Source organism: Synechococcus sp. RS9909 (assembly GCF_014279595.1).
In the GTDB taxonomy this organism is placed as follows: domain Bacteria; phylum Cyanobacteriota; class Cyanobacteriia; order PCC-6307; family Cyanobiaceae; genus Synechococcus_C.
Window position 1 is genome coordinate 1,752,560 of record NZ_CP047943.1, and the last position, 25,082, is coordinate 1,777,641.

General features: G+C 63.6%; 34 protein-coding genes, 1 tRNA gene and 1 pseudogene. 19 read left to right on the forward strand and 17 right to left on the reverse strand.

Annotated features, from left to right (window positions below):
- Positions 1 to 9 precede the first annotated feature (9 nt).
- From hemE to SynRS9909_RS09085, 5 genes are all read left to right on the forward strand, one after another.
- Entirely contained in the window at positions 10 to 1,068 is a 1,059-nt protein-coding gene (gene hemE, locus SynRS9909_RS09065; protein ID WP_007102051.1) for a uroporphyrinogen decarboxylase, read from the forward strand.
- Between the two features lie 23 nt (positions 1,069 to 1,091).
- Positions 1,092 to 2,084 carry an NAD(P)-dependent oxidoreductase gene (locus SynRS9909_RS09070; RefSeq protein WP_007102050.1) on the forward strand — a complete coding sequence of 331 codons (993 nt, stop codon included), beginning with the start codon at positions 1,092 to 1,094 and terminating at the stop codon, positions 2,082 to 2,084.
- A gap of 38 nt (positions 2,085 to 2,122) precedes the next feature.
- The gene (gene petE, locus SynRS9909_RS09075) at positions 2,123 to 2,479 is read left to right on the forward strand and encodes a plastocyanin (protein WP_007102049.1); all 357 of its coding nucleotides are present in this window, start codon (positions 2,123 to 2,125) and stop codon (positions 2,477 to 2,479) included.
- Between the two features lie 88 nt (positions 2,480 to 2,567).
- Positions 2,568 to 2,969, forward strand: coding sequence for a c-type cytochrome (locus SynRS9909_RS09080; protein WP_007102048.1), 402 nt, complete (start codon positions 2,568 to 2,570; stop codon positions 2,967 to 2,969).
- Complete coding sequence (locus SynRS9909_RS09085) at positions 2,966 to 3,193, forward strand: Nif11-like leader peptide family natural product precursor (protein WP_007102047.1); 228 nt, start codon at positions 2,966 to 2,968, stop codon at positions 3,191 to 3,193. The genes SynRS9909_RS09080 and SynRS9909_RS09085 overlap by 4 nt, the downstream gene beginning before the upstream one ends.
- Here the strand turns inward: SynRS9909_RS09085 and SynRS9909_RS09090 are convergent.
- Entirely contained in the window at positions 3,163 to 3,369 is a 207-nt protein-coding gene (locus SynRS9909_RS09090) for a hypothetical protein (protein WP_007102046.1), read from the reverse strand. The two genes, SynRS9909_RS09085 and SynRS9909_RS09090, sit on opposite strands and share 31 nt — an antisense overlap.
- A 154-nt stretch (positions 3,370 to 3,523) precedes the next feature.
- On the opposite strand from SynRS9909_RS09090, the gene clpB reads away from it, so the two are divergent.
- Positions 3,524 to 6,121: an ATP-dependent chaperone ClpB gene (clpB, locus tag SynRS9909_RS09095; RefSeq protein ID WP_007102045.1), complete on the forward strand. Its 2,598-nt coding sequence runs from the start codon at positions 3,524 to 3,526 to the stop codon at positions 6,119 to 6,121.
- Here clpB and SynRS9909_RS09100 read toward each other — a convergent pair.
- Positions 6,097 to 6,594, reverse strand: coding sequence for a 6-carboxytetrahydropterin synthase (locus tag SynRS9909_RS09100; protein ID WP_007102044.1), 498 nt, complete (start codon positions 6,592 to 6,594; stop codon positions 6,097 to 6,099). The genes clpB and SynRS9909_RS09100 overlap by 25 nt on opposite strands.
- An 81-nt stretch (positions 6,595 to 6,675) precedes the next feature.
- Between SynRS9909_RS09100 and hisIE the strand changes: the two genes are divergently transcribed.
- A complete protein-coding gene (hisIE, locus tag SynRS9909_RS09105) occupies positions 6,676 to 7,389 on the forward strand; it encodes a bifunctional phosphoribosyl-AMP cyclohydrolase/phosphoribosyl-ATP diphosphatase HisIE (protein ID WP_007102043.1) in 714 nt (237 codons plus the stop codon).
- On the opposite strand, the gene SynRS9909_RS09110 is transcribed toward hisIE, so the two are convergent.
- Both SynRS9909_RS09110 and SynRS9909_RS09115 read right to left on the reverse strand, forming a co-directional pair.
- Positions 7,283 to 7,963 carry a matrixin family metalloprotease gene (locus SynRS9909_RS09110; protein WP_038001222.1) on the reverse strand — a complete coding sequence of 227 codons (681 nt, stop codon included), beginning with the start codon at positions 7,961 to 7,963 and terminating at the stop codon, positions 7,283 to 7,285. The genes hisIE and SynRS9909_RS09110 overlap by 107 nt on opposite strands.
- Positions 7,960 to 8,451, reverse strand: coding sequence for a DUF2214 family protein (locus SynRS9909_RS09115; RefSeq protein ID WP_007102041.1), 492 nt, complete (start codon positions 8,449 to 8,451; stop codon positions 7,960 to 7,962). Before SynRS9909_RS09115 ends, SynRS9909_RS09110 begins: the two co-directional genes overlap by 4 nt.
- A 215-nt stretch (positions 8,452 to 8,666) precedes the next feature.
- On the opposite strand from SynRS9909_RS09115, the gene SynRS9909_RS09120 reads away from it, so the two are divergent.
- The 5 genes from SynRS9909_RS09120 (at position 8,667) to SynRS9909_RS09140 (ending at position 11,266) form a co-directional block, all read left to right on the forward strand.
- Complete coding sequence (locus SynRS9909_RS09120; RefSeq protein WP_007102040.1) at positions 8,667 to 9,593, forward strand: sigma-70 family RNA polymerase sigma factor; 927 nt, start codon at positions 8,667 to 8,669, stop codon at positions 9,591 to 9,593.
- Positions 9,594 to 9,694: 101 nt separating this feature from the next.
- The gene (locus SynRS9909_RS09125; protein ID WP_007102039.1) at positions 9,695 to 10,066 is read left to right on the forward strand and encodes a YkvA family protein; all 372 of its coding nucleotides are present in this window, start codon (positions 9,695 to 9,697) and stop codon (positions 10,064 to 10,066) included.
- Positions 10,063 to 10,398, forward strand: a complete 336-nt coding sequence (locus tag SynRS9909_RS09130) for a hypothetical protein (RefSeq protein ID WP_007102038.1) — start codon at positions 10,063 to 10,065, stop codon at positions 10,396 to 10,398. The genes SynRS9909_RS09125 and SynRS9909_RS09130 overlap by 4 nt, the downstream gene beginning before the upstream one ends.
- Positions 10,399 to 10,478: 80 nt before the next feature.
- A complete protein-coding gene (locus SynRS9909_RS09135; protein ID WP_240307827.1) occupies positions 10,479 to 10,703 on the forward strand; it encodes a hypothetical protein in 225 nt (74 codons plus the stop codon).
- Between the two features lie 8 nt (positions 10,704 to 10,711).
- Positions 10,712 to 11,266 carry a phosphate-starvation-inducible PsiE family protein gene (locus SynRS9909_RS09140; RefSeq protein ID WP_038001217.1) on the forward strand — a complete coding sequence of 185 codons (555 nt, stop codon included), beginning with the start codon at positions 10,712 to 10,714 and terminating at the stop codon, positions 11,264 to 11,266.
- Here SynRS9909_RS09140 and SynRS9909_RS09145 read toward each other — a convergent pair.
- Positions 11,229 to 11,747 (reverse strand): annotated as a pseudogene (locus tag SynRS9909_RS09145) (Nif11 domain/cupin domain-containing protein); the annotation flags it as partial. The gene SynRS9909_RS09140 and the pseudogene SynRS9909_RS09145 overlap by 38 nt on opposite strands.
- A gap of 20 nt (positions 11,748 to 11,767) precedes the next feature.
- On the opposite strand from SynRS9909_RS09145, the gene SynRS9909_RS09150 reads away from it, so the two are divergent.
- Both SynRS9909_RS09150 and SynRS9909_RS09155 read left to right on the forward strand, forming a co-directional pair.
- The gene (locus SynRS9909_RS09150) at positions 11,768 to 12,001 is read left to right on the forward strand and encodes a DUF3136 domain-containing protein (RefSeq protein WP_007102033.1); all 234 of its coding nucleotides are present in this window, start codon (positions 11,768 to 11,770) and stop codon (positions 11,999 to 12,001) included.
- Between the two features lie 28 nt (positions 12,002 to 12,029).
- Positions 12,030 to 12,368 (forward strand): c-type cytochrome, encoded by a 339-nt coding sequence (locus SynRS9909_RS09155; RefSeq protein ID WP_007102032.1) that lies wholly within the window; start codon positions 12,030 to 12,032, stop codon positions 12,366 to 12,368.
- On the opposite strand, the gene SynRS9909_RS09160 is transcribed toward SynRS9909_RS09155, so the two are convergent.
- On the reverse strand, positions 12,344 to 12,613 hold the full coding sequence (locus tag SynRS9909_RS09160) for a YciI family protein (protein ID WP_038001920.1): 270 nt from the start codon (positions 12,611 to 12,613) through the stop codon (positions 12,344 to 12,346). The two genes, SynRS9909_RS09155 and SynRS9909_RS09160, sit on opposite strands and share 25 nt — an antisense overlap.
- A gap of 101 nt (positions 12,614 to 12,714) precedes the next feature.
- Here SynRS9909_RS09160 and SynRS9909_RS09165 point away from each other — a divergent pair, with 101 nt between their 5' ends.
- Positions 12,715 to 13,086: an AbrB family transcriptional regulator gene (locus tag SynRS9909_RS09165; RefSeq protein WP_038001919.1), complete on the forward strand. Its 372-nt coding sequence runs from the start codon at positions 12,715 to 12,717 to the stop codon at positions 13,084 to 13,086.
- A 3-nt stretch (positions 13,087 to 13,089) separates the two neighbouring features.
- On the opposite strand, the gene trpA is transcribed toward SynRS9909_RS09165, so the two are convergent.
- Genes trpA through SynRS9909_RS09180 form a run of 3 tightly spaced genes read right to left on the reverse strand, consistent with a single transcriptional unit; the run spans position 13,090 to position 14,537 of the window.
- Entirely contained in the window at positions 13,090 to 13,890 is an 801-nt protein-coding gene (gene trpA / locus SynRS9909_RS09170; RefSeq protein ID WP_038001214.1) for a tryptophan synthase subunit alpha, read from the reverse strand.
- Positions 13,891 to 13,942: 52 nt separating this feature from the next.
- Positions 13,943 to 14,287: a DUF3007 family protein gene (locus tag SynRS9909_RS09175; RefSeq protein WP_007102028.1), complete on the reverse strand. Its 345-nt coding sequence runs from the start codon at positions 14,285 to 14,287 to the stop codon at positions 13,943 to 13,945.
- A 4-nt stretch (positions 14,288 to 14,291) separates the two neighbouring features.
- Positions 14,292 to 14,537, reverse strand: coding sequence for an NAD(P)H-quinone oxidoreductase subunit L (locus SynRS9909_RS09180; protein WP_116431407.1), 246 nt, complete (start codon positions 14,535 to 14,537; stop codon positions 14,292 to 14,294).
- Between the two features lie 67 nt (positions 14,538 to 14,604).
- Here SynRS9909_RS09180 and SynRS9909_RS09185 point away from each other — a divergent pair.
- From SynRS9909_RS09185 to SynRS9909_RS09195, 3 genes are all read left to right on the forward strand, one after another.
- Positions 14,605 to 14,690: transfer RNA gene (locus tag SynRS9909_RS09185), tRNA-Leu, on the forward strand.
- 84 nt (positions 14,691 to 14,774) lie between these two features.
- Entirely contained in the window at positions 14,775 to 17,459 is a 2,685-nt protein-coding gene (locus tag SynRS9909_RS09190; RefSeq protein ID WP_186593714.1) for a glucosidase, read from the forward strand.
- Between the two features lie 54 nt (positions 17,460 to 17,513).
- Entirely contained in the window at positions 17,514 to 19,112 is a 1,599-nt protein-coding gene (locus SynRS9909_RS09195; protein WP_050752630.1) for a GMC oxidoreductase, read from the forward strand.
- 2 nt (positions 19,113 to 19,114) lie between these two features.
- On the opposite strand, the gene SynRS9909_RS09200 is transcribed toward SynRS9909_RS09195, so the two are convergent.
- Complete coding sequence (locus SynRS9909_RS09200; protein WP_007102023.1) at positions 19,115 to 19,606, reverse strand: DoxX family protein; 492 nt, start codon at positions 19,604 to 19,606, stop codon at positions 19,115 to 19,117.
- A 52-nt stretch (positions 19,607 to 19,658) separates the two neighbouring features.
- On the reverse strand, positions 19,659 to 20,501 hold the full coding sequence (locus tag SynRS9909_RS09205; protein WP_007102022.1) for a hypothetical protein: 843 nt from the start codon (positions 20,499 to 20,501) through the stop codon (positions 19,659 to 19,661).
- Positions 20,502 to 20,615: 114 nt separating this feature from the next.
- Between SynRS9909_RS09205 and SynRS9909_RS09210 the strand changes: the two genes are divergently transcribed.
- On the forward strand, positions 20,616 to 21,392 hold the full coding sequence (locus SynRS9909_RS09210) for an SDR family NAD(P)-dependent oxidoreductase (protein WP_007102021.1): 777 nt from the start codon (positions 20,616 to 20,618) through the stop codon (positions 21,390 to 21,392).
- Here the strand turns inward: SynRS9909_RS09210 and SynRS9909_RS09215 are convergent.
- Genes SynRS9909_RS09215 through pyrC form a run of 6 tightly spaced genes read right to left on the reverse strand, consistent with a single transcriptional unit; the run spans position 21,367 to position 25,075 of the window.
- Positions 21,367 to 21,807 (reverse strand): heme-binding protein, encoded by a 441-nt coding sequence (locus SynRS9909_RS09215; RefSeq protein WP_007102020.1) that lies wholly within the window; start codon positions 21,805 to 21,807, stop codon positions 21,367 to 21,369. The genes SynRS9909_RS09210 and SynRS9909_RS09215 overlap by 26 nt on opposite strands.
- 4 nt (positions 21,808 to 21,811) lie before the next feature.
- The gene (locus tag SynRS9909_RS09220) at positions 21,812 to 22,072 is read right to left on the reverse strand and encodes a Nif11-like leader peptide family RiPP precursor (protein ID WP_007102019.1); all 261 of its coding nucleotides are present in this window, start codon (positions 22,070 to 22,072) and stop codon (positions 21,812 to 21,814) included.
- A 16-nt stretch (positions 22,073 to 22,088) separates the two neighbouring features.
- Positions 22,089 to 22,484 carry a RidA family protein gene (locus tag SynRS9909_RS09225; RefSeq protein WP_007102018.1) on the reverse strand — a complete coding sequence of 132 codons (396 nt, stop codon included), beginning with the start codon at positions 22,482 to 22,484 and terminating at the stop codon, positions 22,089 to 22,091.
- Between the two features lie 38 nt (positions 22,485 to 22,522).
- A complete protein-coding gene (locus tag SynRS9909_RS09230) occupies positions 22,523 to 23,470 on the reverse strand; it encodes an SMP-30/gluconolactonase/LRE family protein (protein ID WP_050752505.1) in 948 nt (315 codons plus the stop codon).
- Positions 23,471 to 23,480: 10 nt separating this feature from the next.
- Positions 23,481 to 23,942: a hypothetical protein gene (locus tag SynRS9909_RS09235; protein WP_007102016.1), complete on the reverse strand. Its 462-nt coding sequence runs from the start codon at positions 23,940 to 23,942 to the stop codon at positions 23,481 to 23,483.
- 29 nt (positions 23,943 to 23,971) lie between these two features.
- Positions 23,972 to 25,075, reverse strand: coding sequence for a dihydroorotase (gene pyrC, locus SynRS9909_RS09240; protein WP_007102015.1), 1,104 nt, complete (start codon positions 25,073 to 25,075; stop codon positions 23,972 to 23,974).
- Between the last annotated feature and the right edge of the window lie 7 nt (positions 25,076 to 25,082).

Below are 25,082 nucleotides of genomic sequence, written 5' to 3' on the forward strand. Positions count from 1 at the left end.
ACCGCATTCATGAGCGACGTCCTCCCCCTGCTGCTCCGTGCCGCCCGAGGTGAAGTCGTCGAGCGGCCGCCGGTGTGGATGATGCGCCAGGCGGGCCGCTACATGAAGATCTACCGCGACCTGCGCGATCGCTATCCCAGCTTCCGCGAACGTTCGGAAAATCCCGATCTCTCCTACGAGATCTCGATGCAACCGTTCCACGCCTTCAAGCCCGACGGCGTGATCCTGTTCTCCGACATCCTCACGCCCCTGCCAGGCATGGGGATCGATTTCGACATCATCGAGAGCAAGGGTCCCCAGATCAACGCGCCGATCCGCACGATCGAGCAGGTGAAGGCGCTGCAACCGCTGGAGCCCGCAGAGTCGCTGCCCTTTGTGGGTGAGGTGCTGGGTCGCCTGCGGCAAAGCGTGGGCAATCAAGCCACCGTGCTCGGTTTCGTGGGTGCGCCCTGGACGCTGGCCGCCTACGTGGTGGAAGGCAAGAGCAGCAAGAATTATGCGGTGATCAAGGCGATGGCCTTCCGCAAACCCGAACTGCTGCATCAACTGCTCGATCACTTCGCTGAGTCGATCGCCACTTATCTCTGTTACCAGATCGATGCCGGTGCCCAGGTGGTGCAGATGTTCGATTCCTGGGCCGGCCAGCTCAGTCCAACCGATTACGACACCTTCGCCGCTCCCTATCAGAAGAAAGTGGTGGATCGGGTCAAGCAGACCCACCCCGACACCCCCTTCATCCTCTACATCTCCGGCAGTGCCGGGGTGATCGAGCGCATGGGCCGCACCGGTGTGGACATCGTGTCGCTCGATTGGACCGTGGACATGGCCGATGGCTGTGCTCGCTTGCCCGAACACCTCGGTGTGCAAGGCAACGTGGATCCCGGCCTGCTGTTCGGAACGCCGGAAGCGATCCGCGATCGGATCGATGACTGCGTGCGCAAGGCGCACGGCCGGCGCCACATCCTCAACCTCGGCCACGGCATTCTTCCTGGCACCCCGGAGGAGAACGGGGCCGCCTTCTTTGAGGCGGGCAAATCGGTGATGGAGCGGCTCGGAGCTCTGGCTTGAGCGGCGACCCTCAACACTCCAGCGTGCCTTCGCGCATCCTGATCACCGGCGCCAGCGGCTGCGTGGGCCAATACACAGCGGCCTGGCTGCTCGAACACAGTGATGCCGAACTGCTGCTCTGGTTGCGGGATCCTGCCAAGCTCACGGCGATCGCGGCCGATCACCCCCGGGTGCGCCTGCTGGTGGGTGACCTGCGGGACACCGATCGCTTCGCCGCCGATCTCGCCGGGGTGAACCGCGTCATCCACACCGCCACCGCCTGGGGGGATCCGGAACGGGCGGAGCAGGTGAATGTGGTGGCGGTGAAACGTCTCCTGGCCCTGCTCAGTCCGGCACAGATCGAACAGATCACCTACTTCTCCACGGCCAGCATCCTCGATCGCCACCTCCAGCCGCTGCCCGAGGCGCTTGCCTACGGCACCGAATACATCCAGACCAAGGCCCGATGCCTGCGCGATCTTGAGCAGCATCCCCTGGCCGAGAAGATCGTGGCCGTGTTTCCCACCCTGGTATTCGGGGGTCGGGTGGATGGCAGCAGTCCGTTTCCCACCAGCTACCTCACCGAAGGACTGACCGAAGCGAGCAAGTGGTTGTGGCTGGCCCGCTGGCTCCGGGCTGATGCCAGCTTCCACTTCATCCACGCAGCCGACATCGCCGCGATCTGTGGCCATCTCGCCACCACACCGCACCAGCCCAATCCGGAGCCGGGGCAAGGCCCGGTGCGGCGCATCGTGATGGGGCAGGCCGCCCTCGGGGTCAACGAGGCGGTGGCCAGCCTCTGCCGCTGGCGCGGCGTGGCCCGCACCCCCGGCATTCCCCTCTGGCCCTGGCTGATCGAGACCCTGATCCGCATCCTGCCGATCGAAGTGAACGCCTGGGATCGCTTTTCGATCCGCCAACGCCATTTCATTCACGATCCGGTCAGCCAGCCGGAGCGCTTCGGTGGCCGCAGCCATGCCCCCGACCTTGACGCCGTGCTTCAGGATTCGGGCCTGCCTCGGCGTGGACGCCTCTGATCAGCGTTAAGATTGCGTCCAGTTTTGATCACGCGTTGATGTCCCGTCTCCGCTCTCTGATTTCCGCCTGCTTCGCCCTGATCCTCGTGTTCGGCCTCGGCATCGCCTCGGCCAATGCAGCCACCGTGGAAGTGAAGCTGGGCAGTGATTCCGGCATGCTCGCCTTCGAACCCAGCACCGTCACGATCAAAGCCGGTGACACCGTCAAGTTCGTGAACAACAAGATGGCTCCCCACAATGCCGTCTTCGAGGGACATGACGACCTGAGCCACTCCGATCTCGCCTTCGCCCCCGGCGAATCCTGGGAAGAAACCTTTACGACCGCCGGCACTTACGACTACTACTGCGAGCCCCATCGTGGTGCTGGCATGGTTGGCAAAGTCATCGTGGAGTGATCGGCCAGCCGATCCGTTCAAAGTTCCAGACCCGGTGGTGATGATCGAATCACCACCGGGCTTTTTTTTGGCGAGGGTCTGGATAGGGTTGGTTCAGCCGCGACGCAACGCCTTGCCCCTGCCCGGCCTGACTCTTGCTGTGCTGCTGTTCCTGTGTTGGAGCTTGCTAGGCGGCAGCCCAGCCCAGGCCCTCAGGCCGACAGACCCGGTGCCGGCCAATCTCGAGAACGGCAGTCAGGTCTTCTCAGCCCAGTGCGCCGCCTGCCACATGGGCGGCGGCAACGTGATTCGGGCCAGCCGCACCCTGTGCCAGAGCGACCTGCAAGCCCACCTTGCGGCTTACCGCAGCGATCACCTCGAAGCGATCGAAGACCAGGTCGAACACGGCAAAAATGCGATGCCGGCCTTTGCCAGCAAGCTGAGTGAGCGAGACATCGCGGACGTGGCGGCCTTCGTGGAGGAGCAAGCGGAGCGGGGCTGGGGCCGATGAGTCGTGAGTCGCTGCGAGAGTTTGTTCATGCCGTGGAGCACAGCGCCGCGCTGCGGCGCGACTGCCATCAGGTTCAGGATGCGGAGGGGTTGATCGCCCTGGCCCTGCGCTACGGCTTCGCGATCAATCACCAAGACCTTGAGGACGATGCCCGCTGCGAGGCGATCGACGCATGGTTCGCCACCAGCAGGATTCAGCGGAAGCGAGCCAACACCGCCAGGTAGAGCGCTTCATCCACCTCCCTGATGTCGTATTCCGTCGGCATGGCGCCATGGTGATGTTCGTGCACCACCATCCAGCACATGCGCTCCGGGTCCTGGGGTGAGGAGCCATAACGCTCCCTGACCTGCTCCACCAGCGCCGACACCACAGCAGGATCCACCGCATCCGTCTCAGCCATGGCTGCTCCCCTGCCTCCCTGAAGATTCGGCTGACCCTACCGAGCGAGACCGGTTAGCCGCAGGCTGTCGCAGAGACCGAACGGAATGGATTCGGTTCTCCGCTCCCCAGGGCACCTCGCCGTTCATACGGTTTGGTGAGCACAACACAGATCCATGCAACCCACGGCCGAACAGTTCACCGAAAAGGCCTGGGCCGCGATCCTGTCGGCCCAGCAGCTGGCCCAGAGCCGGCGCCATCAGCAACTGGAAACCGAACACCTACTGCTTGCGCTGCTGGAGCAGAACGGGCTGGCCTCGCGCATCCTCGAGAAGGCCGGTGTCTCACCTCCAGCGCTCACCAGCGCAGTGGACACCCACCTGAATCAACAAGCGGCGCTGCAAAGTCCACCCGAATCGGTGTATCTCGGCAAAGGCCTGAGCGATCTATTCGACCGGGCCGACGGGCTCAAGCAGACCTACGGCGACAGCTATCTCTCCATCGAGCATCTCCTGCTGGCCCTGGCCGAGGATCCACGCTGCGGCAAACGGCTCCTCAGCCAGGCCGGGGTGGATGCTCAAGGTCTGAAAACCGCCGTTGACGCTGTGCGCGGCAGCCAGAAAGTGACCGATCAGAACCCCGAAGGCACCTACGAATCTCTGGAAAAATATGGTCGGGATCTCACGGCTGCAGCCCGCGATGGCAAGCTTGATCCGGTGATCGGCCGGGATGAGGAAATCCGGCGCACGATCCAGATCCTCAGCCGCCGCACCAAGAACAATCCGGTGCTGATCGGCGAACCCGGCGTGGGGAAAACGGCGATCGTGGAAGGGCTCGCTCAGCGGATCGTCAATGGCGATGTGCCCCAGGCCCTGCAGAACCGCCAGCTCATCGCCCTCGACATGGGCGCCCTGATCGCCGGTGCCAAATATCGCGGTGAGTTCGAAGAGCGACTCAAGGCCGTGCTCAAGGAGGTGACCGCCTCTGAAGGGCGGATCGTGCTGTTCATCGACGAAATCCACACCGTGGTGGGCGCCGGTGCCACCGGTGGCGCCATGGATGCGAGCAACCTGCTCAAGCCTATGCTCGCCCGCGGTGAACTGCGCTGCATCGGTGCCACCACCCTGGATGAGCATCGCCAGCACATCGAAAAGGATCCCGCCCTCGAGCGGCGCTTCCAGCAGGTGCTGGTGGATCAACCCACGGTGGAAGACACGATCTCGATTCTGCGCGGTCTCAAGGAGCGCTATGAGGTGCACCACGGCGTGCGCATCGCCGACAGCGCCCTGGTGGCCGCCGCCGTTCTCAGCAGCCGCTACATCGCCGATCGTTTCCTCCCCGACAAGGCGATCGATCTGGTGGATGAATCCGCCGCCCGCCTGAAGATGGAGATCACCTCCAAACCGGAGGAGATCGACGAGATCGATCGCAAAATCCTGCAGTTGGAGATGGAAAAACTCTCCCTGGGCCGCGAGTCGGATGCAGCCAGCCAGGAACGGCTGGAGCGCCTGGAGCGGGAACTCGCCGAACTGGCTGAACAACAGAGCAGCCTCAATGCCCAGTGGCAGCAGGAGAAAGGGGCCATCGATGAACTCTCGGCCCTCAAGGAGGAGATCGAGAAAGTGCAGCTGCAGGTGGAGCAAGCGAAGCGGAATTACGACCTCAACAAGGCCGCCGAGCTGGAATACGGCACCCTGGCCACCCTGCAGAAGCAGTTAAGTGCCAAGGAGGCGGCCCTCGCCGGCGACGATGGCGGCAGCAACGGTGAGAAATCGCTGTTGCGGGAGGAAGTCACCGAAGACGACATCGCCGAGGTGATCGCCAAGTGGACCGGCATCCCCGTGGCGAAGCTGGTGCAGAGTGAGATGGAGAAACTGCTCGGTCTCGAAGACCAGCTGCACGAACGGGTCGTTGGCCAACAGCAGGCCGTGACGGCCGTCGCCGATGCGATCCAGCGCTCCCGCGCCGGCCTCAGCGACCCGCATCGGCCGATCGCCAGCTTCCTCTTCCTCGGCCCCACCGGCGTCGGCAAAACCGAACTCTCCAAGGCGCTGGCCGCCCAGCTGTTCGACAGCGAAGACGCCATGGTGCGCATCGACATGTCGGAGTACATGGAGAAGCACAGCGTCAGCCGCCTGATCGGGGCGCCTCCGGGTTATGTCGGCTACGAAGCCGGTGGCCAGCTCACCGAAGCCGTGCGACGACGCCCCTATGCGGTGATCCTGTTCGACGAGGTGGAGAAGGCGCACCCCGACGTGTTCAACGTGATGCTCCAGATCCTCGATGACGGGCGCGTCACCGATGGTCAGGGCCGCACCGTGGATTTCACCAACGCGGTGCTCATCCTCACCAGCAACATCGGCAGCCAGTCGATCCTTGATCTCGGCGGTGATGACAGCCAGCACAGCGAGATGGAGCGGCGCGTGAATGACGCCCTCAGGGCCCACTTCCGGCCCGAGTTCCTCAACCGGCTCGATGAAACGATCATCTTCCACAGCCTGCGCCGCGAGGAGCTGCACCGGATCGTGAACCTCCAGGTGGAGCGACTGCGGCAGCGCCTCAGCGATCGGAAACTCGGCCTCAGCATCAGCGCTGGGGCCACCGACTGGCTCGCCAATGCCGGCTACGACCCGGTGTATGGCGCTCGGCCCCTGAAGCGGGCGATCCAGCGTGAACTGGAAACACCGATCGCCAAGGCAATCCTGGCCGGACGCTTCAGCGATGGCACCACGGTGCAGGTAGAGGTGGATCAGGAGCGGCTGGTGCTGCGCTGAGCACCGCTGGCGAACCACTCCGGTTGCGCCTCATAACAGGCGGCATTGGCCCGGTTCTCCCGGGCCTCCACCTTCCAGCAGCAGGTGCGACCGCCATCCCGGTCCTGCAGCAGCTCATTCGCCCAGCCCCAGAGCAGTTCAGCGCTGGCCTCCATCCCCACATTGCGCATCACGCGCAGGTTCAGGGCTCCCTGATCGTGAAGGCGTTGCCAATCAGTCAGCAGTGGATCATCCGCATTCACCAGAAAGGTGTGATCAAACTGATCGCGCAGACGCGCTTCCAAGGAGCGAAGACTGGAGAAATCCACCACAAAGCCATAGGCATCCAGCTCGCTGGCCGCGAACCAAAACGTGAAACTTCGGCTGTAGCCGTGCACGAAATGGCAGTGGCCCGGATGACGCCACTGGCGATGGCAGCAGGGATAGCCCTCGAAATGCTTGCTGCAGGTATAACCGGCGGGAGGTAACGACATCGGAGACGGCATCACAACGGGACAGGGCGCACGCTGCGGGAGGATCGTCCTGTCTACATCTGCATCACTCTGGCCGATCCGATGCCGCCCCTGCCCCCATCCTTCATCGACCAGCTCCGCTTCAACGCAGCCGGCCTGATCCCTGCCATCGCCCAGGACTGGTTGGACGGGGCTGTGCTGATGCAGGCCTGGATGAACAGGGAGGCGCTGGAGCGCAGCCTCGCCAGCGGCGAGGTGCATTATTGGAGCCGCTCCCGCCAGGAGCTGTGGCACAAGGGCGCCACCAGCGGGCATCGTCAGACCCTGCGGGGGATCCGCTACGACTGCGACGCTGATGTGTTGCTGCTCACGATTGAGCAGGTCGGCGATGTGGCGTGCCACACGGGCGCCCGCAGTTGCTTCTACGACGACGGCCCGCTGCCCAGTGCCGGAGGCGCCGACGCCGCGCCCCCCCCCGCGGATGTGTGCACCGAGCTGATGCGGGTGATCGAAGGCCGGCGTGATCACCCCGAAGCCGGGAGCTACACCAACACATTGCTCGAGGGTGGCGACAACCGCATCCTCAAGAAAATCGGCGAAGAGAGCGCCGAATTCGTGATGGCCTGCAAAGACGACAACGGCGCCGAGATCGCTGGCGAAGCCGCCGACCTGATCTTCCATCTGCAGGTGGCCCTCGCCCACCACGGCGTCAGCTGGCGCCAGGTGCAGCAGGTGCTGGCTGATCGTCGCGGCGCCCCCCGGCGGGACGCGGCAGGCCAAAGCGAGTCGGCTGCTGATGCAACCACTGCAGGGTGAGGCGGTCTCGCTCGCTCAACTGCAACAGGGGCTCTCGCCCCTGATGAACCGCCATCACATCACCCGCATCGGAGCTGTGGCCCCAGAGCCCGAAGGCATGGCCCAGTTCATGCAGGGCCGTGGCCTGGAGCACGGGACCGCGCAACTCCGGAGACACGAGCACGGTGACCTGCGGCTCAAGGCGCCAGCGATCCAACCGTTGCACCTCCACCACCTTGAGCAGACTGCGGCCATTGCTGGCCCGCCACCCCGCCGCAAGTTGACGCAAGGGCGGCCGGCGGCGCTCGAGGCGCACCTGGGCTCGATCGGGATCATCCACACGGACAATCGGCACGACCTCTCCCCAGGTGGCCAGAGCCGCACCGACTGCCTGAAGCCAACGCGTCTCCCAGCGATCGGGCCTGACGCCGCGGGCCGGCTCCAACCAGACACACCAGCGGGGGAGGACGGGAGGTCCCTTCACCGTGCTGGCCAGGGCGTCGCCGTAGCCCGGAGCACCTCGACGCTCCGGTGGCTGAACGGCCAAAGCAAGACCTCGCACCTCCTGGGCCGGAGGGCATGGATCGGCAATCACGCCGCCGGCAGCCCCACCCCGCGGGCCATCAGCGTGGCCAGGAGGGGAACGAAGGCGAATCCCACCAGCTCCACGTTGATGATCCAGCCCAGACGCGTGGCCAGGGCGTCGCTGACCTTCGGCAGCTCCCCCTTGCGCAGGGGGATGGCCCAGAGGATGTAGGTGATGGTGGGGTAGAGCGACAGGGCACCAACCGAGAGATAGAGCCCCACCTTCCACCAGAACAGGGGATTGCTGGTGTAGAAGGCGCTTCCCTGGCCGAAGTAGAGCACCCGGAGAATGCCGCTCACGAGCAGGGCCAGGGCTGCCAGGCCGTAAATGATGTCGGTGATCACCATTGCGGTGGCGGCACGCCGATCGGGATCAGGACGGAGCAGGCGTCGCTCGACCACGAGGGCGGCGAAGCAGAGCATGAAGCTCAGGTAATGCACATACGCCACGCCGGCGCTTTTGGCGACCGCGGGGGTCAACAGGGTGGCCAGAGGCATGGGAGCAGATCAGAGGCGCTGAGGGTAGCGAGGGCGCGGGGTTGTCGCGGTCACACCACGCAGGAGCGCCAACAGGAAAACAAAAGCAAACCTGAATAATGCAGCAATCTGGAACTTCGTACAAAGTATAAATTCCGCAGTCTTTCTTACACTCGCAAAGACAAAAGGTTTTCGTTCTAGGTTCAAAAAAGACAAGCGTCAACCCGGAGTCAGCAATGGTGAGTTCCCTCAGTGCCTTTCTCGGCGAAATCGGTCGCCATCAACTGCTCACTCCGGAGCAGGAACTCACCATGGGCCGCAAGGTGCAGGCGATGGTGGCGATCACCGACCGCTGCATGCTTGCGGGAGGAGAAGGCCCGGCCTGCGACTACAGCGAGGATGAAAAACGCGTGATCAAGCGCGGCGAGAAAGCAAAAAATCAGATGATCACCGCCAATCTAAGGCTGGTGGTGAATCTGGCCAAGCGCTATCAGGGCAAGGGCCTCGATCTGCTCGATCTGATCCAGGAAGGAACGCTCGGCCTCACCCGAGCCGTCGAGAAATACGACCCCACCCGTGGCCACCGCTTTTCCACTTATGCCTACTGGTGGATCCGCCAGGGCCTGAACCGAGCCCTCTCCACCCAGAGCCGCACCATCCGCATTCCCGTGAATGTGAACGAAAAGCTCACCAAACTGCGGGCCGCCAAAGCGCGCTTGATGCAGCAGCATGGCCAGCCAGCCAACCCGGAACAACTGGCGGAGGCAATGAAAATCCCCCTCAGTGAAGTGGAAGATCTGCTCGCCTGTGAACTCCGTAGCGTCACGGTGAGTCTGCAGGGAATTGTCAAGTCCAAAGCCGATCCATCTGAGCTGGTGGATGTGCTTCCCAGTGATGAATTGCCGCCGATGGAGCGGGCGGAAATCGCCGAGCGCACCGCCTCCGCCTGGACGCTGCTGGAGAAGGCCAATCTCACTCCCAAGGAGCGCACGGTGGTGATGCTGCGCTTCGGATTGGATGGCAGTCATGAATGGCGAACCCTGGCTGAAGTCGCCCGTCACATGAGCTGCAGCCGTGAATACTGCCGCCAGGTGGTGCAACGGGCTCTGCGCAAGCTGCGCAAGACCGGCATCCAGCAGGGCCTCGTGAGCAGCGCAGTCTGACCAGAGAGCTCCAAGGGGAGGGTTCGGTTCGGGGCGGTTCCCCTCCCTCGCCGGCCACGGGCCTTCGCCTCAGAGTGAATGGGTTCCATCGCCCTTCCGCCATGGCCAAGGTCCGTTCCGGCAACGACGTCATCGAGGCGGAAGTGATCGACAGCGAGGTGATTGATCAAGGGCTGCTGCGACGCCTGCTGCGCCGGGCCGGCCGCGCCCTGGCGCGCCCGGCTCTCGAGGCGATGGAACTGGTGCTGGATCCGGGCACACCGCCCCAGGTGCGACTCACCATGGTCGCGGCCCTCACCTATGTGCTGCTGCCCACCGATCTGATCCCTGATCTGCTGCCGGTGGCTGGCTTCAGTGATGACCTGGTGGCCCTCACGGCCCTGATCGGTCTGCACCGCAATCACGTCACCGACAGCATCCGCCAGCGAGCCCAACGCAAACTGGATCAATGGTTTCCCAGGGATCGGCCATGACGGGCTGGAACACAACGTTCGAAACGGAGCTGAGCCTCCTGCTCAAAGATTGGCTGAAGCAGCAGGGACGCACCCAGGCCGATCTCCGGCGCAGCCTCCGTGCCACATCCACACGAATGCCAGCGTTGCTGGAAGTGCTTGAGCGCGACCATCGCCATGGCGGTCTTTCGCGTCTGGCCGGCCGTCTGTGCGCAATCGAGGCGGAATGGGCTGCCAACCCCCAGAACAGAGGCACTGGGGTGGAAGGCCTCGACGACCTCAACCCGGAAGCCGATCCCTTCGGCCAGCTGGATCTCCTCCTGCAGGAGATCCGCGACGATCGTGTCAGCTGAGGGGGATCAACGGCAGGATGGGCGCAATCGCTCCTTTGCCCGTGTCCGGTTCCCCGACGCTGCTGGTTTTCCGAGGTCTGATGCTCAGCCTGGTCACCGGCCTACAGCTGTTGGCCCCCACTCCCCTGATGGCCCAGACCGAGGGTTGGCTGCTCGGGCCCAACAGCCGCACGGGCAAAGAGAGCACGGTGGTGCCCACCGATTGCGTCGAAGGGCCGGATGGCTCCATCAGCTGCAACACCAAGATCGTGAATCCCCCCGGTGATACACCGGCTCGCCCGTACTACGACCCCTTCAGCAACTGAACCCTTCCGTGCCCCGTTCCAGACGGTCTCTCCCCACCTTTCTGCACAGCGTTGACACGATTGAACGGTTGGTCGCCAAGGTGCTCGCCGTGGTCACCTGTGTGGTGATCGCCGCCTCCCTGATCCAGCTGATCCAACAGGTGCTGATCTCACTGATCAACCCCGGCGGCACCTCCTGGTTGGGCGATGGCCTGATCAAGGTGCTCGGCGACCTCCTCACCGTGCTGATCGCCCTCGAGGTGCTGCAGAACGTCACCAGCTACCTGCGCCGCCATGTGGTGCAGCTGGAGCTCGTTCTGGTCACTGCCCTCACCGCAGTCGCCCGGAAAGTGATCGTGCTACCGGCAGGCTCGGAAGACAAACCCCAGTTGCTGATGGGGCTGGGGATTGCCTCGATCTCCCTTGCCGGCGCTTACTGGCTGGTCATGCGAGCCGCGATTCGGCACCTTCCGGCGACGGATCCCTCCAAAACAGCGTCAGCCACAGCGTTCCAGGCTCAGGATCCGTCCGCTCCACACGATGGCGGCGATGGGGCGGCAGAACCAGCACATCCCCCACGCTGAGATCACGCTCCTCCTCGGGCTCGCGGAAGCGGAGTCGGGCACTGCCCCGCAGCACCAGGAGCCATTCATGCTCGTCCTGGTCGTACCAGAAGCCATCGGGGCTCGCGTAGTCGCAGGAGTGAATCAACTGCAGCCGCCACCCCTCTCCCCGTTGCAGATCGAGCACGGCTTCGGCACCCGCGCAGGGAATGGGGTGCGCCAGGAGGTTGTCCGAGGGACACCCTGGGAGTTCCGCTCTCTCACCCCAGCGGCGGCCGATCTCAAATCCCCAATCGCGGGCCAACTGCACCACCTGATTGTGATCTGTGCAGGCCGCGAAGCGTTGACGCCGATCAGGCTGCGCCTCCAGGGACGCCACCAGGGCATTCAACTGAGCGACCTTGTCGAGAAATCGCTGCAGATCCGCTTCCGCCAACGCCTGAGTTGTGCACTCTCGTGATCCTGGCAACAGACGGATCGCAGGCGTTGCCCTGAAAGTCACAGGGTGCTCACAGGATCACCATGACAACCTCCAGCAGATCTCTGACCATCGGTGAACTGGAGGCTGGATTCTCAAGCTATTGCCAGGCCCTGCGCCGCCTGGTGTCGGAGGGGAGAGAGCTGGAGGCGATCCAACGCACCATCTGCTGGGACTACCTGGAGCGTTTGCACACCTGTCTGCCCCAGAGCTATCGCTCCCCCAAGGATCTCGTGCTGCGCTACCAGCGCTCCCAGCTCACCGCTGGCGCACAATGAAGGATCCCCTTGGAATGGATCGACCTTGATGGCACGCATCAACCGGATCGGCGCCCTGATTCTTGCCGTCGCCATCTGGTTGCTGAGTCCTGCTCTGCCGGCGAGCGCTGCCGATGGAGAGCAACTGTTCAACAATCACTGCGCCGGTTGCCACCCCCATGGCGGCAACATCATTCGGCGTGGGCGCACGCTGAAACTCCGCGCCCTGGAGCAACGCCAGCTGAATAATCCCGATGCGATCGCCCGCATCGCCCGGGAAGGGATCGGCCAGATGGGAGGTTATGCCGAAGTGCTGGGCCCCAATGGTGATCAACGCGTGGCCGAGTGGATCTGGGACCAGGCTCAGAAGGCCTGGGTCCAGGGATAAACCTCCAGAGCCGTCCAGATTCCTTGACGCCAATACACATCCTCTTCCAGCAGGTTGCGCACCTGCTCGGACGTCGACGCTTCAAACACTCCAAACACGTGCGTGCTGCCCTCCGTGGGGCCCAGGGTGATCAACACCCCGGCATCCTTCAATGACGCCAACCTGGCCAGGTGCTCCTCACGAAATGGCGCACGCTTCTCCAGTGCATTCTCGCAATACGTGCCCCAAAGAACAAATCGAGCCATCAGTGCAGTGCAATCCAGCATCCACAGAATAAATCAGGAGGATTGGCACAACCTCAAGAGTGAACGCTATGTTTGGTCCGTTGATCTCTTCACACACGATCATGCTCACTGGGAGCGACCTTCTCAACAAAGTCAAAGAGCTCGGCGATGTCAGCAAGTCCGACCTTGTGCGCGCCTGTGGCTACGTCTCGGACAAGAAGGATGGTGGCGAGCGTCTCAACTTCACGGCGTTCTATGAAGCCCTGCTCGAAGCCAAGGGCGTCAACCTGGGCATCGGTGCTGGTGCCGGCGTGGGCAAAGGTGGCCGCAAGCTTTCTTACATCGCCACGGTTCAAGGCAATGGCAATCTCTTGATCGGCAAGGCCTACACCCAGCTGCTCGACTTGAAGCCGGGCGATGAGTTTGAGATCAAACTGGGTCGCAAACAGATCCGCCTCGTGCCCGTCGGTGGCAGCGACGAAGACGAGGAGTGATCCTCAACCGGCAGCGGTTCGCAACTGCCGGCAGAACGCACCCGCTTCAGCGGCGGCGGAGCTTCGCTCCACCGCCGCCATTCTTTTCACCAACGCGCTGCCAACAATCGCTCCGTCGGCACCCCATTCACGCACCTGCCTCACCTGCTCAGGGCCGGAAATCCCAAACCCCACCGCCACGGGAATCGGACAACATCCCCGCAGGGTCGTCACCAACGACGCCACCCGCTGTTCAAGATTGCTGCGTTCACCGGTCACACCAGTGACGCTCACCAGATAGGTGAAGCCGCGACTGGCTTCGGCGATGCGGCGCATGCGCTCAGCCGGCGTGGTGGGTGCCACCAGCAACACCAGATCCAGTTGGTGCTGGGCCGCCAGAGGCGAAAGTCGCTCCGCTTCCTCCAAGGGCAGATCGGGAATCACCAAGCCAGCCGCGCCGGCGGCAGCGGCATCAGCAAAGAAGCGTTCAGGGCCGCGATTGAGCAACGGATTGCTGTAGGTGAAAAGGATCACCGGAAGGGTCAGCCGCCCCCTCAGGCGCTGCAACATGTCCAGGACCCGATCGGGCGTGGTGCCGGCCGCCAGGGCCCGATGGGCCGAGGCCTGGATGACGGGGCCATCCGCCAGGGGATCGCTGTAGGGAATGCCGAGCTCCACCATGTCGGCACCGCTCTCCTGAAGACTGAGCAGCACCTCGGCGGTGACCTCCAGATCCGGGTCTCCGGCCATCAGAAATGGCATCAGGGCCATGCGCCCCTCGTGCTTCAGCGCCTGGAAGCGGGATGCGATCGCAGATGGGGTCATGGTGGGGTGGATGGCGGGACGCCACGCCTGAAGCTCTGCGGGAGCCTACGGTTCAATGAGCATCCTCAGAACCTGACGCGGATTCCGCCTCAAGCTGCGCCAACAACGCCTGCTGCTCCGCTTCACTAAGGGCATCGAAACGCGCTTGCAGCTCTGCGTCGGTCACCTGGTCATAGGCTTGGCGGTAGCGACGACGCTGCTCCATGAAGGTCATGCGGCCGGTGACCACGCGCAACAAATAAGAGCCAGTCCAGACGACCACCACCACGATCAGAACAGCCTCAGCGGCAATGCCTGCCGAGGCTCCTTCGAAACCCGCAGCGCTGAATGCGCCATAGCCGAGGGCGCCCAGGCCGAGAACAAGGCCACCCAGCAACAGAACCTTGAAACGTGTCAACCGTTCAGACCTCGCCCTGACCCTGCAGACGGAAATTCAGGAAGGGTGCAAACAGGATCATCCCCGGGAAGAACAGGAACACCAGTCCATACACCACCAGGCGCTCGATCTTGCCCATGCGGGTCCAGCGCCGCTGCATCCAGAACAACAGCCCCAGAGGCACCACGACGAGATAAGCACCGGCCAATGCGCCGTAGAGCACAAGCACGGCCAGCCATTGGAGGTCGATCAGACTGGTGATTGCGTCCACCACGGCACGGTCCTTCGCTTCAGTCGAAATCTAGGATGCCGATCAGGGCGCCGGCATGGGCACCTGCGGGGGCGTGGCGGAATCGGTAGACGCACGCGACTTAAAATCGCTCGGGATGTAAATCCTGTGGGGGTTCAAGTCCCCCCGCCCCCATGTCGCCCCCCTGATCCCCAGCGGAAGGTCTGGGCAATCCAGACTCCTCTCCCTAGGTTGTGGGCAACGAGAATTCGATGCTCCATGGAGCCCGCTGAACTGCTGCGCTGTCGACAGCGAGATGCGGGAGAGGAGGCCTGGGATCGCTGGGGGACCTACCTGAGCGACCGGCAATGGGGAACGGTGCGGGAGGACTACTCGGCCGACGGCAACGCCTGGGCCTCCTTCCCCTTTGACCACAGCCATCTGCGCACCTACCGCTGGGGGGAGGACGGACTGCTCGGCCTCTGCGACGAGCGAGGCCTGCTCTGCCTGGCACCCGTGCTCTGGAACGGCGAGGATCCGATCCTCAAGGAGCGTCTGTTCGGCCTCGGCAATCCGGAGGGCAATCACGGCGAAGACATCAAGGAGGCGATGTATCACCTCGCCGGCACTCCCACAGGCAGTTACGCCAAAGCGCTGTATCGCTACCCCCAGACGCGCTTCCCCTACGAGCAACTGCGCGATGAGAATCGACGCCGCGGCAGAGATCAGCCCGAATTCGAACTGGTGGACACCGGCGTCTTTGACGCCGGACGCTTTTTCGATCTGGAGGTGGAAATCGCCAAAGCCACTCCGGAGGATCTGCTGATCCGTTACACGGTCACCAATCAGGGGCCCGACGCGGCGACCCTGCACCTGCTGCCCAGCCTGTGGTTCCGCAACACCTGGGGATGGGGTGATGGCAATGCCGTCCGCAGCTGCATCGAACGCACAGACGGCGGAGTGAAAACCTCTGGTCAGCCGGGCCTGCCGGCGATGGAGCTGCGCTGCAACGCGCCGGGCACCTGGTTGTTCACCGAAAACGAAACCAACACCGAAAGCCTCTACGGACAGCCCCTAACGCAGCCCTATGTCAAGGATGCGTTCCATCGCTATCTGATCCATCAGGAATCAACGGCGGTCAATCCGGCCCAGAAGGGCAGCCGCTGCGCCCTGCTGCTGCAGCGCCAGCTGGCGGCAGGTGAGGTGTGGTGCGTTGACCTGCGGCTCTGCCGGCACGACCGCAACCATGCCAGCGAGAACGATTGGCTCCAGCCCGATCAGGCCTCCAGCCTGTTGCAACAACGCCGGTCCGAATGGGACGACCATCTGACGAGCGTCACTGGGGCGATGGCTGCGGATGACCGCGCCATCCATGCGGCCGCCGCCGCGGGCCTGTTCTGGTGCCGCAAGTTCTACAACTGGAATGTCTCCCGCTGGCTGCGGGGCGACCGAACCGGACCGACGCCACCGGAAGCGCGCTGGCACACCGAGAACGCCTACTGGAAAACGTTGCGCTCCCGCGATGTGATCTCCATGCCCGATTGCTGGGAGTACCCCTATTTCTGCCAGTGGGATCTGATGTTCCATGCCGTGGCTTTCGCTGAACTCGATCCAGGTGAGGCGAAACGCCAATGCCGCATGCTGCGCCAGGCCTCCTACACCGCCAACAACGGCCAGTCACCGGCCTACGAGTGGGCCCTCTCCGATGCCAACCCGCCGATCGGCGCCTGGGCGGCGCTGCGCATCGCCCAGATTGAAAAACGCTCCGGTCACCCGCTCGACTACGCCTTTCTGCGCAGTGCCCTGCGCCAATTGATGCTCGAATACGGCTGGTGGGCCAATCGCACCGATCGCAACGGCGACAGCCTGTTTGAGGGTGGCTTTCTCGGCCTCGACAACATCGCCATCTTCGATCGGCGCTACCCCCTCAAGGACGGCAGTCGCATCGAGCAATCCGACGGCACCGCCTGGATGGGCATGCTCAGCCTCAACATGCTCGAGATCGCCGTCACCTTGCATCAAGACCGGCCGGAGTATGCCGAACTCACCGAGCGTTTCATCGATGACTTCAGCGTCCTCTGCTTTGCGCTCAACAGCCCGGGCGTGCGCGGCTTCGTGAACTGGGATGAACAGGACGGGTTCTATTACGACGTGCTCAAGCGCCCCGATGGTTCCACTGACTATCTGCGCACCCGCTCCCTCTCCGGCCTCATCCCCTTGCTCGGCATCGCCAGCTTCGACGCCGACGAAGTGAAAGCCATTCCCAACCTGGATGTGCGCCGCACCCTCTCGGAGGTGGCCAAGGAACGGGGCGCACCGTTTGAACACATCAGCCATCTGGGTAGCTGGCACCGCAACCGCGTGCTCTACTCCCTCGTGCCGCCATCCCGACTGCGTCGCATCCTGACGCGGGTCTTCGATGAGAACGAATTCCTCTCGCCCTATGGCATTCGAAGCCTATCCAAGGTGTACGCAACGTCTCCCTACACCTACGTGGAGGGCAGCGATGTGGCCAGCATCAGCTACAGCCCCGCCGACAGTCCGGTGGCCATGTTCGGCGGCAACTCCAACTGGCGCGGACCAATCTGGATGCCGATCAACTTCCTGCTGATCGAAGCGCTGCAGAAGTACGGCTTCTTCTTCGGGGATGACTTCCTGATCGAATTCCCCACCGGTTCAGGCCAGCAGATGAACCTGTGGCAGATCTCTCTGGAGCTGCAGAAACGCCTGGTCGGCATCTTCCGTCGCGATGCCTCCGGCAGGCGCGCCTTCAATGGCGAGGTGAACCTGTTCCAGCAGGATCCGCTCTGGCGCGATCTGTTCCTGTTCAACGAATACTTCCACGGCTGCAATGGCAGCGGTGTGGGGGCCAGCCATCAAACGGGCTGGACCGCTGTGGTGGCCAAGATGATCACCCAACTGAATCGATGGCAACGGTCTGATTCACCGAGCCATCCTTCATGACGGCTCGGTGCGGGCTCCCTAGCGTTGGGCCACATTGCCAAGCCCGTGATTGCCATGGACTGCTCCACCCGTGCGGCTCATCGCAACAACCCGATCGAACCGCAGAGCGAACAGTTCGATGTGGTGATCATCGGCAGCGGCGCCGGTGGCGGCAGCCTGGCCCGTGCCCTCGCCGGCCGCGGCCATTCGATCCTGATCCTGGAGCGGGGCGGCTGGCTGCCCCGGGAACCCCAGAACTGGGACCCGGTGGAGGTGTTCCAGAACAACCGCTATGTGAGCACCGACCTCTGGGAGGACAAGCACGGCACAGCCTTCCAACCCGGTAGCCATTACTTCGTGGGAGGTGCCTCGAAGATGTATGGCGCCGCCCACTTCCGCCTGCGGGAGCGCGATTTCGAATCGGTGCTGCACGTGGATGGCGAATCACCGGAATGGCCTCTGAAATACGACGTGTTCGAGCCCTACTACCGCCAGGCGGAGGAGTGGTACCACGTGCACGGAGCACGGGGTGAAGACCCCACCGAACCACCGGCTTCCTCGCCCTACCCCTACGCGCCGATCAGCCACGAACCGCGCATGCAGAAGCTGGTTGACGATCTGCGTTCCGCCGGTCTCCATCCCTTCCATGCCCCCACGGGCGTGGCGCTCAATGAGGCCGATCCCGCCTTCAGCGCCTGCGTGCGCTGCAATCGCTGTGATGGCTTCCCCTGTCTGGTGCACGCCAAGGGAGACGCCGAGGTGATGGGTGTGCGCCCAGCCCTGGATCACGACAATGTGTTTCTGCTCACCGAAGCGGAGGTCCTGAAGCTCCACACCGATGACAAAGGGCGCCAGGTCACCGATGTGGTGGTGAACCATCGGGGCGTGGAACGGCGCTTCAGGGGCCACGTGGTGGTGGTGTCGGCCGGTGCGGCCAACAGCGCCCGCCTGCTGCTGATGTCAGCCAACGATGCCCACCCCCGCGGCCTCGCCAACAGCTCCGACCAGGTTGGCCGCCATTACATGTATCACAACTGCAAAGCCGTGGTGGCCCTGGCCCATGAACCCAACACCACGGTGTTCCAGAAAACGGTGGCCGTGAACGATTGGTATTTCGGTGATGACGCCTTCGACTATCCGATGGGCAATGTGCAGATGACCGGAAAAACCAATGGGGCGATGATGAAGGGCTACAAACCCCGCCTCACGGCCTTAGCTCCCACCTGGACGATGGATCGGATCGCCCAGCACTCGCTCGATTTCTGGTTGCAGACGGAAGATCTACCGCTGGCGGACAATCGGGTCACCGTGAATCGAGACGGACGCATCCGACTCAGCTACACCCCCACCAACAACCGGGCATCACAGGAGCTGACCAACCGGCTGGAACAGCTGCTCGACAAGCTCTACCTGCAGAACCATCTGGCGGAACGCCAGATCTACTTCGCCTCAGCGATGGAGATTGCTGCGGTGGGCCACCAGGCCGGCACCTGCCGGTTTGGAACCGATCCGACCCAGTCGGTGCTGGATCTCAACTGCAAGGCGCATGATCTCGACAATCTCTACGTCGTCGACACCAGCTTCATGCCCAGCATCGCCGCCGTGAATCCCTCCCTGACGGCGATTGCCAATGCCATCCGCGTGGCCGAACACCTGGCGGAGCGGCTGGGTTGAGATCAACCCAGCCAGAGCTGGAGACGCGGCGCCAACACAAGCAGATCGACGCTGATCGGACCGCCACCTGATCCGATCAGCACGGCGCACATCACCACATACATCGCCGCTTTCTCCCAGCTGGGGGGTTCACCCACCCCCATCGGGCCGGCGTAATCGCCTTCAGGAATCTGAAACGGATCCGGTGCAATGAAGGGGAAGCCACTGCGGATTTCCAGCACCACGGCATAGAGCATCGACACCGCGATTGCGGCAGCCGCCAGAGGCGTCAACACGCCCAGGATCAGGGCAATCCCCCCGGCCCACATCGAAAAAGCGGAGAGAAAACAGAGCCAGGCGGGTGTCTTCATCGCCGTGGCCCAGGTGTTGAGATGGCGCAGCTTCGGCCAGCCATGTCGGATGAACACCAGGCCCGTGAACAGACGCAGAATCAACACAGTGGCTCCGGCCAGGCCAGAGGGAGCGGCGGGCACCAACAGAGCGACGGGATCCATACCTCGAGGCCGACGGATGCGACGACATTAAGGACTATCGCCTGACGCGTCGTTAAGGCTGCAGCCAGAGGCGATGGCCATCGGGGTCGTGCAGAAGACAACTCTGCGCCAGCCCGGGATCTCGCACCAGGATCTGGGCATAGAGCGCATCCTCAGGCTGCAGATCCGTGGCCATCGGCCCCGGGGACGCAGGCTGGATGTAGCGAAGGAATTCCACACCGCAACCCTGGGCCGGACCGATGCCGTGAATGGCCACCTGGGCCTGATTCAGAGCGTCGAGCCGATCCTGCTCCAGCCCCATGTTGTAGGTGGCATAGCGGAGCTGGAAGCGCAGCTCACCCACATAGAAGGCCAGGCTGCGATCACTGTCTGACACAGCGATCGCCGTATGGTCGAATCCCATGAACAACGGCCTCTGCGGCCCATGCCAGCGGCGGTCTCCCTGCCCCTCGGGGAAGCAGAGCAACTCCATCGCATGGCCGCAGGCATTGCGGAATTTCCAGGCGCCCACGCCATTCGGCAACCACTGGGGCGCCAAGGAGATCGGGGTGACCAGGGGCCTGAGGCGGGCCGCAGCCTGCTCCAGATCGCTCACAACGATCGCCACATGCTGGAACCAGAGGGCGTTGGACGGCCCAGGCTCCAGGGGCGGCCGGGGCGGCCGATCCGGGAAGGCGACCAACTCCAGCCGCTCCTGCCCCAGCTGATAGGGGTGCAGCACGGCATGGCCATCACGCAGGCCGAAACGACGTTGCAACCTCTCCCCTGCCAAGGCCTCGCATGGCAGGGGTCGGGCCTCCAGCGCCGCCATCAGGGGCGCCAGGCGCTGGGGATCGGGTGTGGACACAGCCAGACCCTCGATCCGGCACTCGGATCGATCAACAGACACGGCCATGGCAGGACAAACGCACGTCTGGCAGACAGGGTGACAGGAACACAGCAGAATCGGCGAATCCCGGCTATCCATAAGGAGCTTTCCTTTCCCTCCATGACTCAGGTCCCCCAGGCGATGACCTCCCTGTGCCTGCAGGACAAGGTGATCGTCGTGACCGGTGGCAATTCCGGCATCGGCAAAGCGATCGTGGAAACGGTCGGCGGCCTGGGCGCCAAAGTGGTGATCGACTACCGCTCCCATCCCGAGCGCACCGAGGAACTGATCGAGGAGGTCGGTGAACTCGGCGGCCAGGCGATCGGTGTGCAGGCCGACGTGAGCAAGCTGGAGGATCTGCAACGCCTGATCGACACCGCCGTATCAACCTTCGGCCGGGTTGATGTGATGGTGAACAACGCTGGCATCGAGACGCGCACCTCGATTCTCGACACCACACCTGAGGACTTCGACAAGGTGATGAACGTGAACCTTCGGGGCGTGTTTTTCGCCACTCAGTATGCCGCCAAGCAGATGATCAAGCAGGGCACGGGTGGGCGCATCATCAACATCTCCTCGGTGCATGAAGACTGGCCGATGCCCAACAACACCCCTTACTGCGTGGCCAAAGGTGGGGTGCGCATGCTGACCCGCACCGCCGGTGTGGAGCTGGCTGGCAAGGGCGTGACGATCGTCAACGTTGGCCCTGGTGCCGTTGCCACGCCCATCAACGACTCCACCATGAACAATCCGGAGCTCCTCGCCAAGCTCAATGCCGCCATTCCGATGGGGCGCATGGCCCAGCCGGAGGAGATCGCGTCGGTGGTGGCCTTCCTCGCCAGCAACGGTGCCAGCTACATGACCGCCACCAGCCTCTTCGCCGACGGCGGCATCATGATGAGCAGCCCCGGGCTCTGAGCGCGAACGCCTCCACACCGGCACGAGCGACCGCTGCATCCACATCCGGCGTCATGCCGGACACTCCGATCGCCCCCACCAGCGCTTGATCGCAGCGCAGCACCAGCCCACCGGCCATCAGGGCACAGGGCTGGTGCATCACCCCCTGCAAGGAGAGCAGCGCCACCCGCCCGCCGGCGATCGCCTGCTCGGCTGCAGCGCTGTCAGCACCCGTCAGGGCGGCGGTGCGCGCCTTGGCCATGGCCGTTTCCACACTGGCAGGCGAGGCGCCATCGCGACGGCGGAAACAGACCAACTGGCCCGCCCCATCCACCACCGCAATCGAGACCCGAGCCGCAGCCTGCTCGGCGGCGGCAAAGGCTGACGCCAGCACAGCGTCCGCATCGGCGAGATCCATCCAGAGGCGCTGATGCATCAGCTCAGCTCCACTGAATCGCCATTGTCCAGAGGTGACCCTCCAGCTCCACGCCGGCGGCCAGAGCCTCGAGGGATTCCGCCGGCAAGCGGAGGGTGGCTTCAGCCTGATGCACGAGGATGTCGACACCCGTGAAATGGAAGCCCATCGCCTCACCCTGGGCGGCGATGTCATTGAGACAGGTGGCGGTGTGAAAGCGCTCCAGAAGCGCCGGATCGGCTTTCACGGTGCGGAGGAAGGCCTCCAGTTGGGGATTGCTGGTCATGGCAAAGGATGGCGATTCAGTCTTTGATGGCGATGCAGGAGATTTCGATCCGGGCTCCCACCACCAGCTTGCTGATGCCGATCACGGCACGGGAGCAGTAGTTGTCGGCATTGGGGAAGAACTCCTGCCACACCGCATCCATCTCTTCAATTTCATCGATGTTGGTCATGTACACCACCGCCTGCCCCACATCGCGATAGGTGCATCCGGCCGCTTCCAGCACACCGAACACATTCTTCAAGCATTGGCGCGTGTGCTCGGCCGTGCCTCCCGCCACGGTCTGATTCGTGACCGGATCCACAGGCATCTGGCCGGACACAAACACAAACTGACCGATGCGATACCCCTGGCTGTAGCTGGCAACCGGTTGGTTGGCATGCTCTGTGCGAATCGGATGGCGCTCAAGCGGCATGACGCTGATGCGTGCTGGCGATCCCTTGATAGCGGCGGTCAGGGCATGGCGGGGTGTTGAACGCCACGGGTGTTGAGGTGAATGGCGTACACCGCATCCCAGCTGCAAAGGAACAAACGGTTGCCGAACTCACCACCGAAACAGAGATTGCCCACCAGTTTCGGGGTGAGAATCTTGCCGAGCAGGCTGCCATCGGCGGCGATGCAGTGCACGCCATCCCCGGCGCTGCTCCAGAGATGGCCCTGCTCATCCACCCGAATGCCGTCGGCATTGCCCGGGGCGACGCGATGAAAACTGCGACCGTTGGCCAGGGTCCGGCCGCCATCGCGCAGATCGAACACCCGGATCTGTCGATCGGGGTCGGGGTCATCGGGGGCACCGGTGTCAGCGACATACAGCAGCGACTCATCCGGCGAGAACGCCAGACCATTGGGGCCTTGCACCTCCTCCAGCGTGGTCATCGCCTGCAGGGAGCCATCGGCGGGATCAAAGCGATACACGGATGGAGCCTGCCAGGAGGCACGGCGCCCACCCTCGTAGTCGTTCACCAGACCGTAGAGGGGATCGCTGAACCAGATCGTGCCATCACTCTTCACCACCACATCGTTGGGCGTGTTGAGGGGTTGGCCGGCATGGGAATCCACCAGAGTCACCACGCGCCCGTTGTGCTCCGTGCGCAACAGGGCGCGATGGCCATGGCTGCAGGTGAGCAAGCGCCCTTGCCGATCCCGGGTCTGACCGTTGGGGAAACCGGCACGGTGGCGGTACACCGTGAGGCCCAGCGCGTCATCCCAAGCGAGGATCCGATCGTTGGGGATGTCGGACACCAGCAGCCGCTGCTGATCACCGAACCACACCGGGCCCTCCAGCCAACGACAGCCATCGAACAGGCGCTCCAGCTGGGCGTTGAACAACACCAGCTGCTGAAAGCGGGGATCGACAATTTCGAACCGTGTCTCCACGAACTGACTGCAAGGCACGCTCATGGCCACCGCCTCAGTGAAAGGAGCCGGGTGGGAGGTTGCGCCAGGCCTGGTCATGGCGCTGGATGATCAGCTGCACGCAGGGCTCGTCCCCCACCTGGGCGGAGAGATGGCCCTGCTTGCCGTCGGCAGTGGCCACGCAGCCCTGATCGCCGCCATAGGAATACTCCCCAGCGTGCATCACCACCCTGGTGCCATCCATGCTCTCCACCGACCAGGCCCCTCGCAATACGTAGATCCATTTCGGGACGTGGTTTTCATGCCAGTCGGCGGTCCAGCCCACCGGCAGATAGGTGACGAAGGCATGCCCGTTGTCGAACAACTCACGGGAGAACTGGGGCGAATCCCCCGGCCCGAGTTGGCCGAGCTGAAAGTCACTGATCGTGCACTGCTCCTGGCGACTGACCCCTTGCGCATCGGTCCAGAGATGCCAGTAACGCTCGGGCTGGGGAGCCTGGCTGAAGGGATCGCTCATGCCATTGCAGATGCCTGCGCGCACCCTATTCAGAACGTTCCCCTCTGCCCAGCCTTCTCCACACTCCAATCCAACACCTCGCCGGCATGGAACAGCCGTGGCGCTTCAGCAACGTCGAGAGGTTGCCTCATCGCCGCATCCAGCTCCAACCGCTTGGGCACGATTTGGGGCTGGCGCACCAGGGTGACCGTTTCGCTGTTCAGAGGCAGGCGGTAGAAGCGCGGTCCATGCTCACTGGCAAAGCCTTCCAGTCGATCCAACGCCCCTTCCCGATCAAAAATCGCGGCGTAGCTCTCCAGGGCGTGGGCCGCATTGAAGATGCCCGCGCAGCCACAGCTGGTTTCCTTGCCGGAGCGGGCGTGGGGAGCGGAATCGGTGCCGAGGAAAAAGCAGGGTTCACCACCAGTGGCTGCCGCCACCAGCGCCCGGCGATGCCGCTCCCGCTTCAACACCGGCAGGCAGTAGGCATCGCTGCGCAAGCCACCGGCAAACATCGCATTGCGATTGAGATGGAGGTGGTGGGGGGTGATCGTCGCCGCCAGGGTGGTCTCACCGGCGCGGTGGCAGGCACGCACGTAGTGGGCGGCCTGCTCGGTGGTGATGTGCTCCAGCACCACGCGCAGGGCGGGGAAGCGTTGGCGCAACGGCACCAGATGCCGTTCGATGAACACCGCCTCCCGATCAAACACATCCACCTCGGGATCGGTGACCTCGCCATGGATCAGCAGGGGCCGATCAATCGCCTGCAGCATCTCCAGCACGGGCGTGATCGCCTCCAGATCACTGACCCCCGCAGCGGAGTTGGTGGTGGCATTGGCGGGATAGAGCTTGACCGCCGTGAACACCCCGGTCTCAAATCCCTGCTTCAGATCCTGCGGATCGGTGGAATCGGTGAGATAGGCCGTCATCAGCGGCGTGAACGACAGGCCGGGCGGCAAGGCCGCCAGGATCCGTTCGCGGTAGGCGACGGCAGCGGCCGCGGTCGTGACCGGAGGCCTGAGGTTGGGCATCACGATGGCCCTGGCGAAAAGGCGCGCTGTTGACGGCAGCACCGCCGCCAACATGGCCCCATCCCTCAGATGCAGATGCCAGTCGTCGGGGCGACGCAGGACGAGGCGAGAGGGAGAGGCCATGGGCTGC

Excerpts from the sequence above, each read along its gene's own strand:
- SynRS9909_RS09155 (WP_007102032.1), top strand. The coding sequence starts at position 12,030 with ATGGCACGCATCAACCGGATCGGCGCCCTGATTCTTGCCGTCGCCATC.
- SynRS9909_RS09150 (WP_007102033.1), top strand. The coding sequence starts at position 11,768 with ATGACAACCTCCAGCAGATCTCTGACCATCGGTGAACTGGAGGCTGGA.
- SynRS9909_RS09190 (WP_186593714.1), top strand. The coding sequence starts at position 14,775 with ATGGAGCCCGCTGAACTGCTGCGCTGTCGACAGCGAGATGCGGGAGAG.
- SynRS9909_RS09085 (WP_007102047.1), top strand. The coding sequence starts at position 2,966 with ATGAGTCGTGAGTCGCTGCGAGAGTTTGTTCATGCCGTGGAGCACAGC.
- SynRS9909_RS09195 (WP_050752630.1), top strand. The coding sequence starts at position 17,514 with ATGGACTGCTCCACCCGTGCGGCTCATCGCAACAACCCGATCGAACCG.
- petE (WP_007102049.1), top strand. The coding sequence starts at position 2,123 with ATGTCCCGTCTCCGCTCTCTGATTTCCGCCTGCTTCGCCCTGATCCTC.
- hisIE (WP_007102043.1), top strand. The coding sequence starts at position 6,676 with ATGCCGCCCCTGCCCCCATCCTTCATCGACCAGCTCCGCTTCAACGCA.
- SynRS9909_RS09160 (WP_038001920.1), bottom strand. The coding sequence starts at position 12,613 with ATGGCTCGATTTGTTCTTTGGGGCACGTATTGCGAGAATGCACTGGAG.
- SynRS9909_RS09225 (WP_007102018.1), bottom strand. The coding sequence starts at position 22,484 with ATGCCGCTTGAGCGCCATCCGATTCGCACAGAGCATGCCAACCAACCG.
- SynRS9909_RS09200 (WP_007102023.1), bottom strand. The coding sequence starts at position 19,606 with ATGGATCCCGTCGCTCTGTTGGTGCCCGCCGCTCCCTCTGGCCTGGCC.
- SynRS9909_RS09130 (WP_007102038.1), top strand. The coding sequence starts at position 10,063 with ATGACGGGCTGGAACACAACGTTCGAAACGGAGCTGAGCCTCCTGCTC.
- SynRS9909_RS09215 (WP_007102020.1), bottom strand. The coding sequence starts at position 21,807 with ATGCATCAGCGCCTCTGGATGGATCTCGCCGATGCGGACGCTGTGCTG.
- SynRS9909_RS09235 (WP_007102016.1), bottom strand. The coding sequence starts at position 23,942 with ATGAGCGATCCCTTCAGCCAGGCTCCCCAGCCCGAGCGTTACTGGCAT.
- pyrC (WP_007102015.1), bottom strand. The coding sequence starts at position 25,075 with ATGGCCTCTCCCTCTCGCCTCGTCCTGCGTCGCCCCGACGACTGGCAT.
- SynRS9909_RS09100 (WP_007102044.1), bottom strand. The coding sequence starts at position 6,594 with ATGTCGTTACCTCCCGCCGGTTATACCTGCAGCAAGCATTTCGAGGGC.
- SynRS9909_RS09120 (WP_007102040.1), top strand. The coding sequence starts at position 8,667 with ATGGTGAGTTCCCTCAGTGCCTTTCTCGGCGAAATCGGTCGCCATCAA.
- SynRS9909_RS09090 (WP_007102046.1), bottom strand. The coding sequence starts at position 3,369 with ATGGCTGAGACGGATGCGGTGGATCCTGCTGTGGTGTCGGCGCTGGTG.
- SynRS9909_RS09135 (WP_240307827.1), top strand. The coding sequence starts at position 10,479 with ATGCTCAGCCTGGTCACCGGCCTACAGCTGTTGGCCCCCACTCCCCTG.
- trpA (WP_038001214.1), bottom strand. The coding sequence starts at position 13,890 with ATGACCCCATCTGCGATCGCATCCCGCTTCCAGGCGCTGAAGCACGAG.
- SynRS9909_RS09125 (WP_007102039.1), top strand. The coding sequence starts at position 9,695 with ATGGCCAAGGTCCGTTCCGGCAACGACGTCATCGAGGCGGAAGTGATC.
- SynRS9909_RS09115 (WP_007102041.1), bottom strand. The coding sequence starts at position 8,451 with ATGCCTCTGGCCACCCTGTTGACCCCCGCGGTCGCCAAAAGCGCCGGC.
- SynRS9909_RS09210 (WP_007102021.1), top strand. The coding sequence starts at position 20,616 with ATGACCTCCCTGTGCCTGCAGGACAAGGTGATCGTCGTGACCGGTGGC.
- clpB (WP_007102045.1), top strand. The coding sequence starts at position 3,524 with ATGCAACCCACGGCCGAACAGTTCACCGAAAAGGCCTGGGCCGCGATC.
- SynRS9909_RS09165 (WP_038001919.1), top strand. The coding sequence starts at position 12,715 with ATGCTCACTGGGAGCGACCTTCTCAACAAAGTCAAAGAGCTCGGCGAT.
- SynRS9909_RS09205 (WP_007102022.1), bottom strand. The coding sequence starts at position 20,501 with ATGGCCGTGTCTGTTGATCGATCCGAGTGCCGGATCGAGGGTCTGGCT.
- SynRS9909_RS09230 (WP_050752505.1), bottom strand. The coding sequence starts at position 23,470 with ATGAGCGTGCCTTGCAGTCAGTTCGTGGAGACACGGTTCGAAATTGTC.
- hemE (WP_007102051.1), top strand. The coding sequence starts at position 10 with ATGAGCGACGTCCTCCCCCTGCTGCTCCGTGCCGCCCGAGGTGAAGTC.
- SynRS9909_RS09220 (WP_007102019.1), bottom strand. The coding sequence starts at position 22,072 with ATGACCAGCAATCCCCAACTGGAGGCCTTCCTCCGCACCGTGAAAGCC.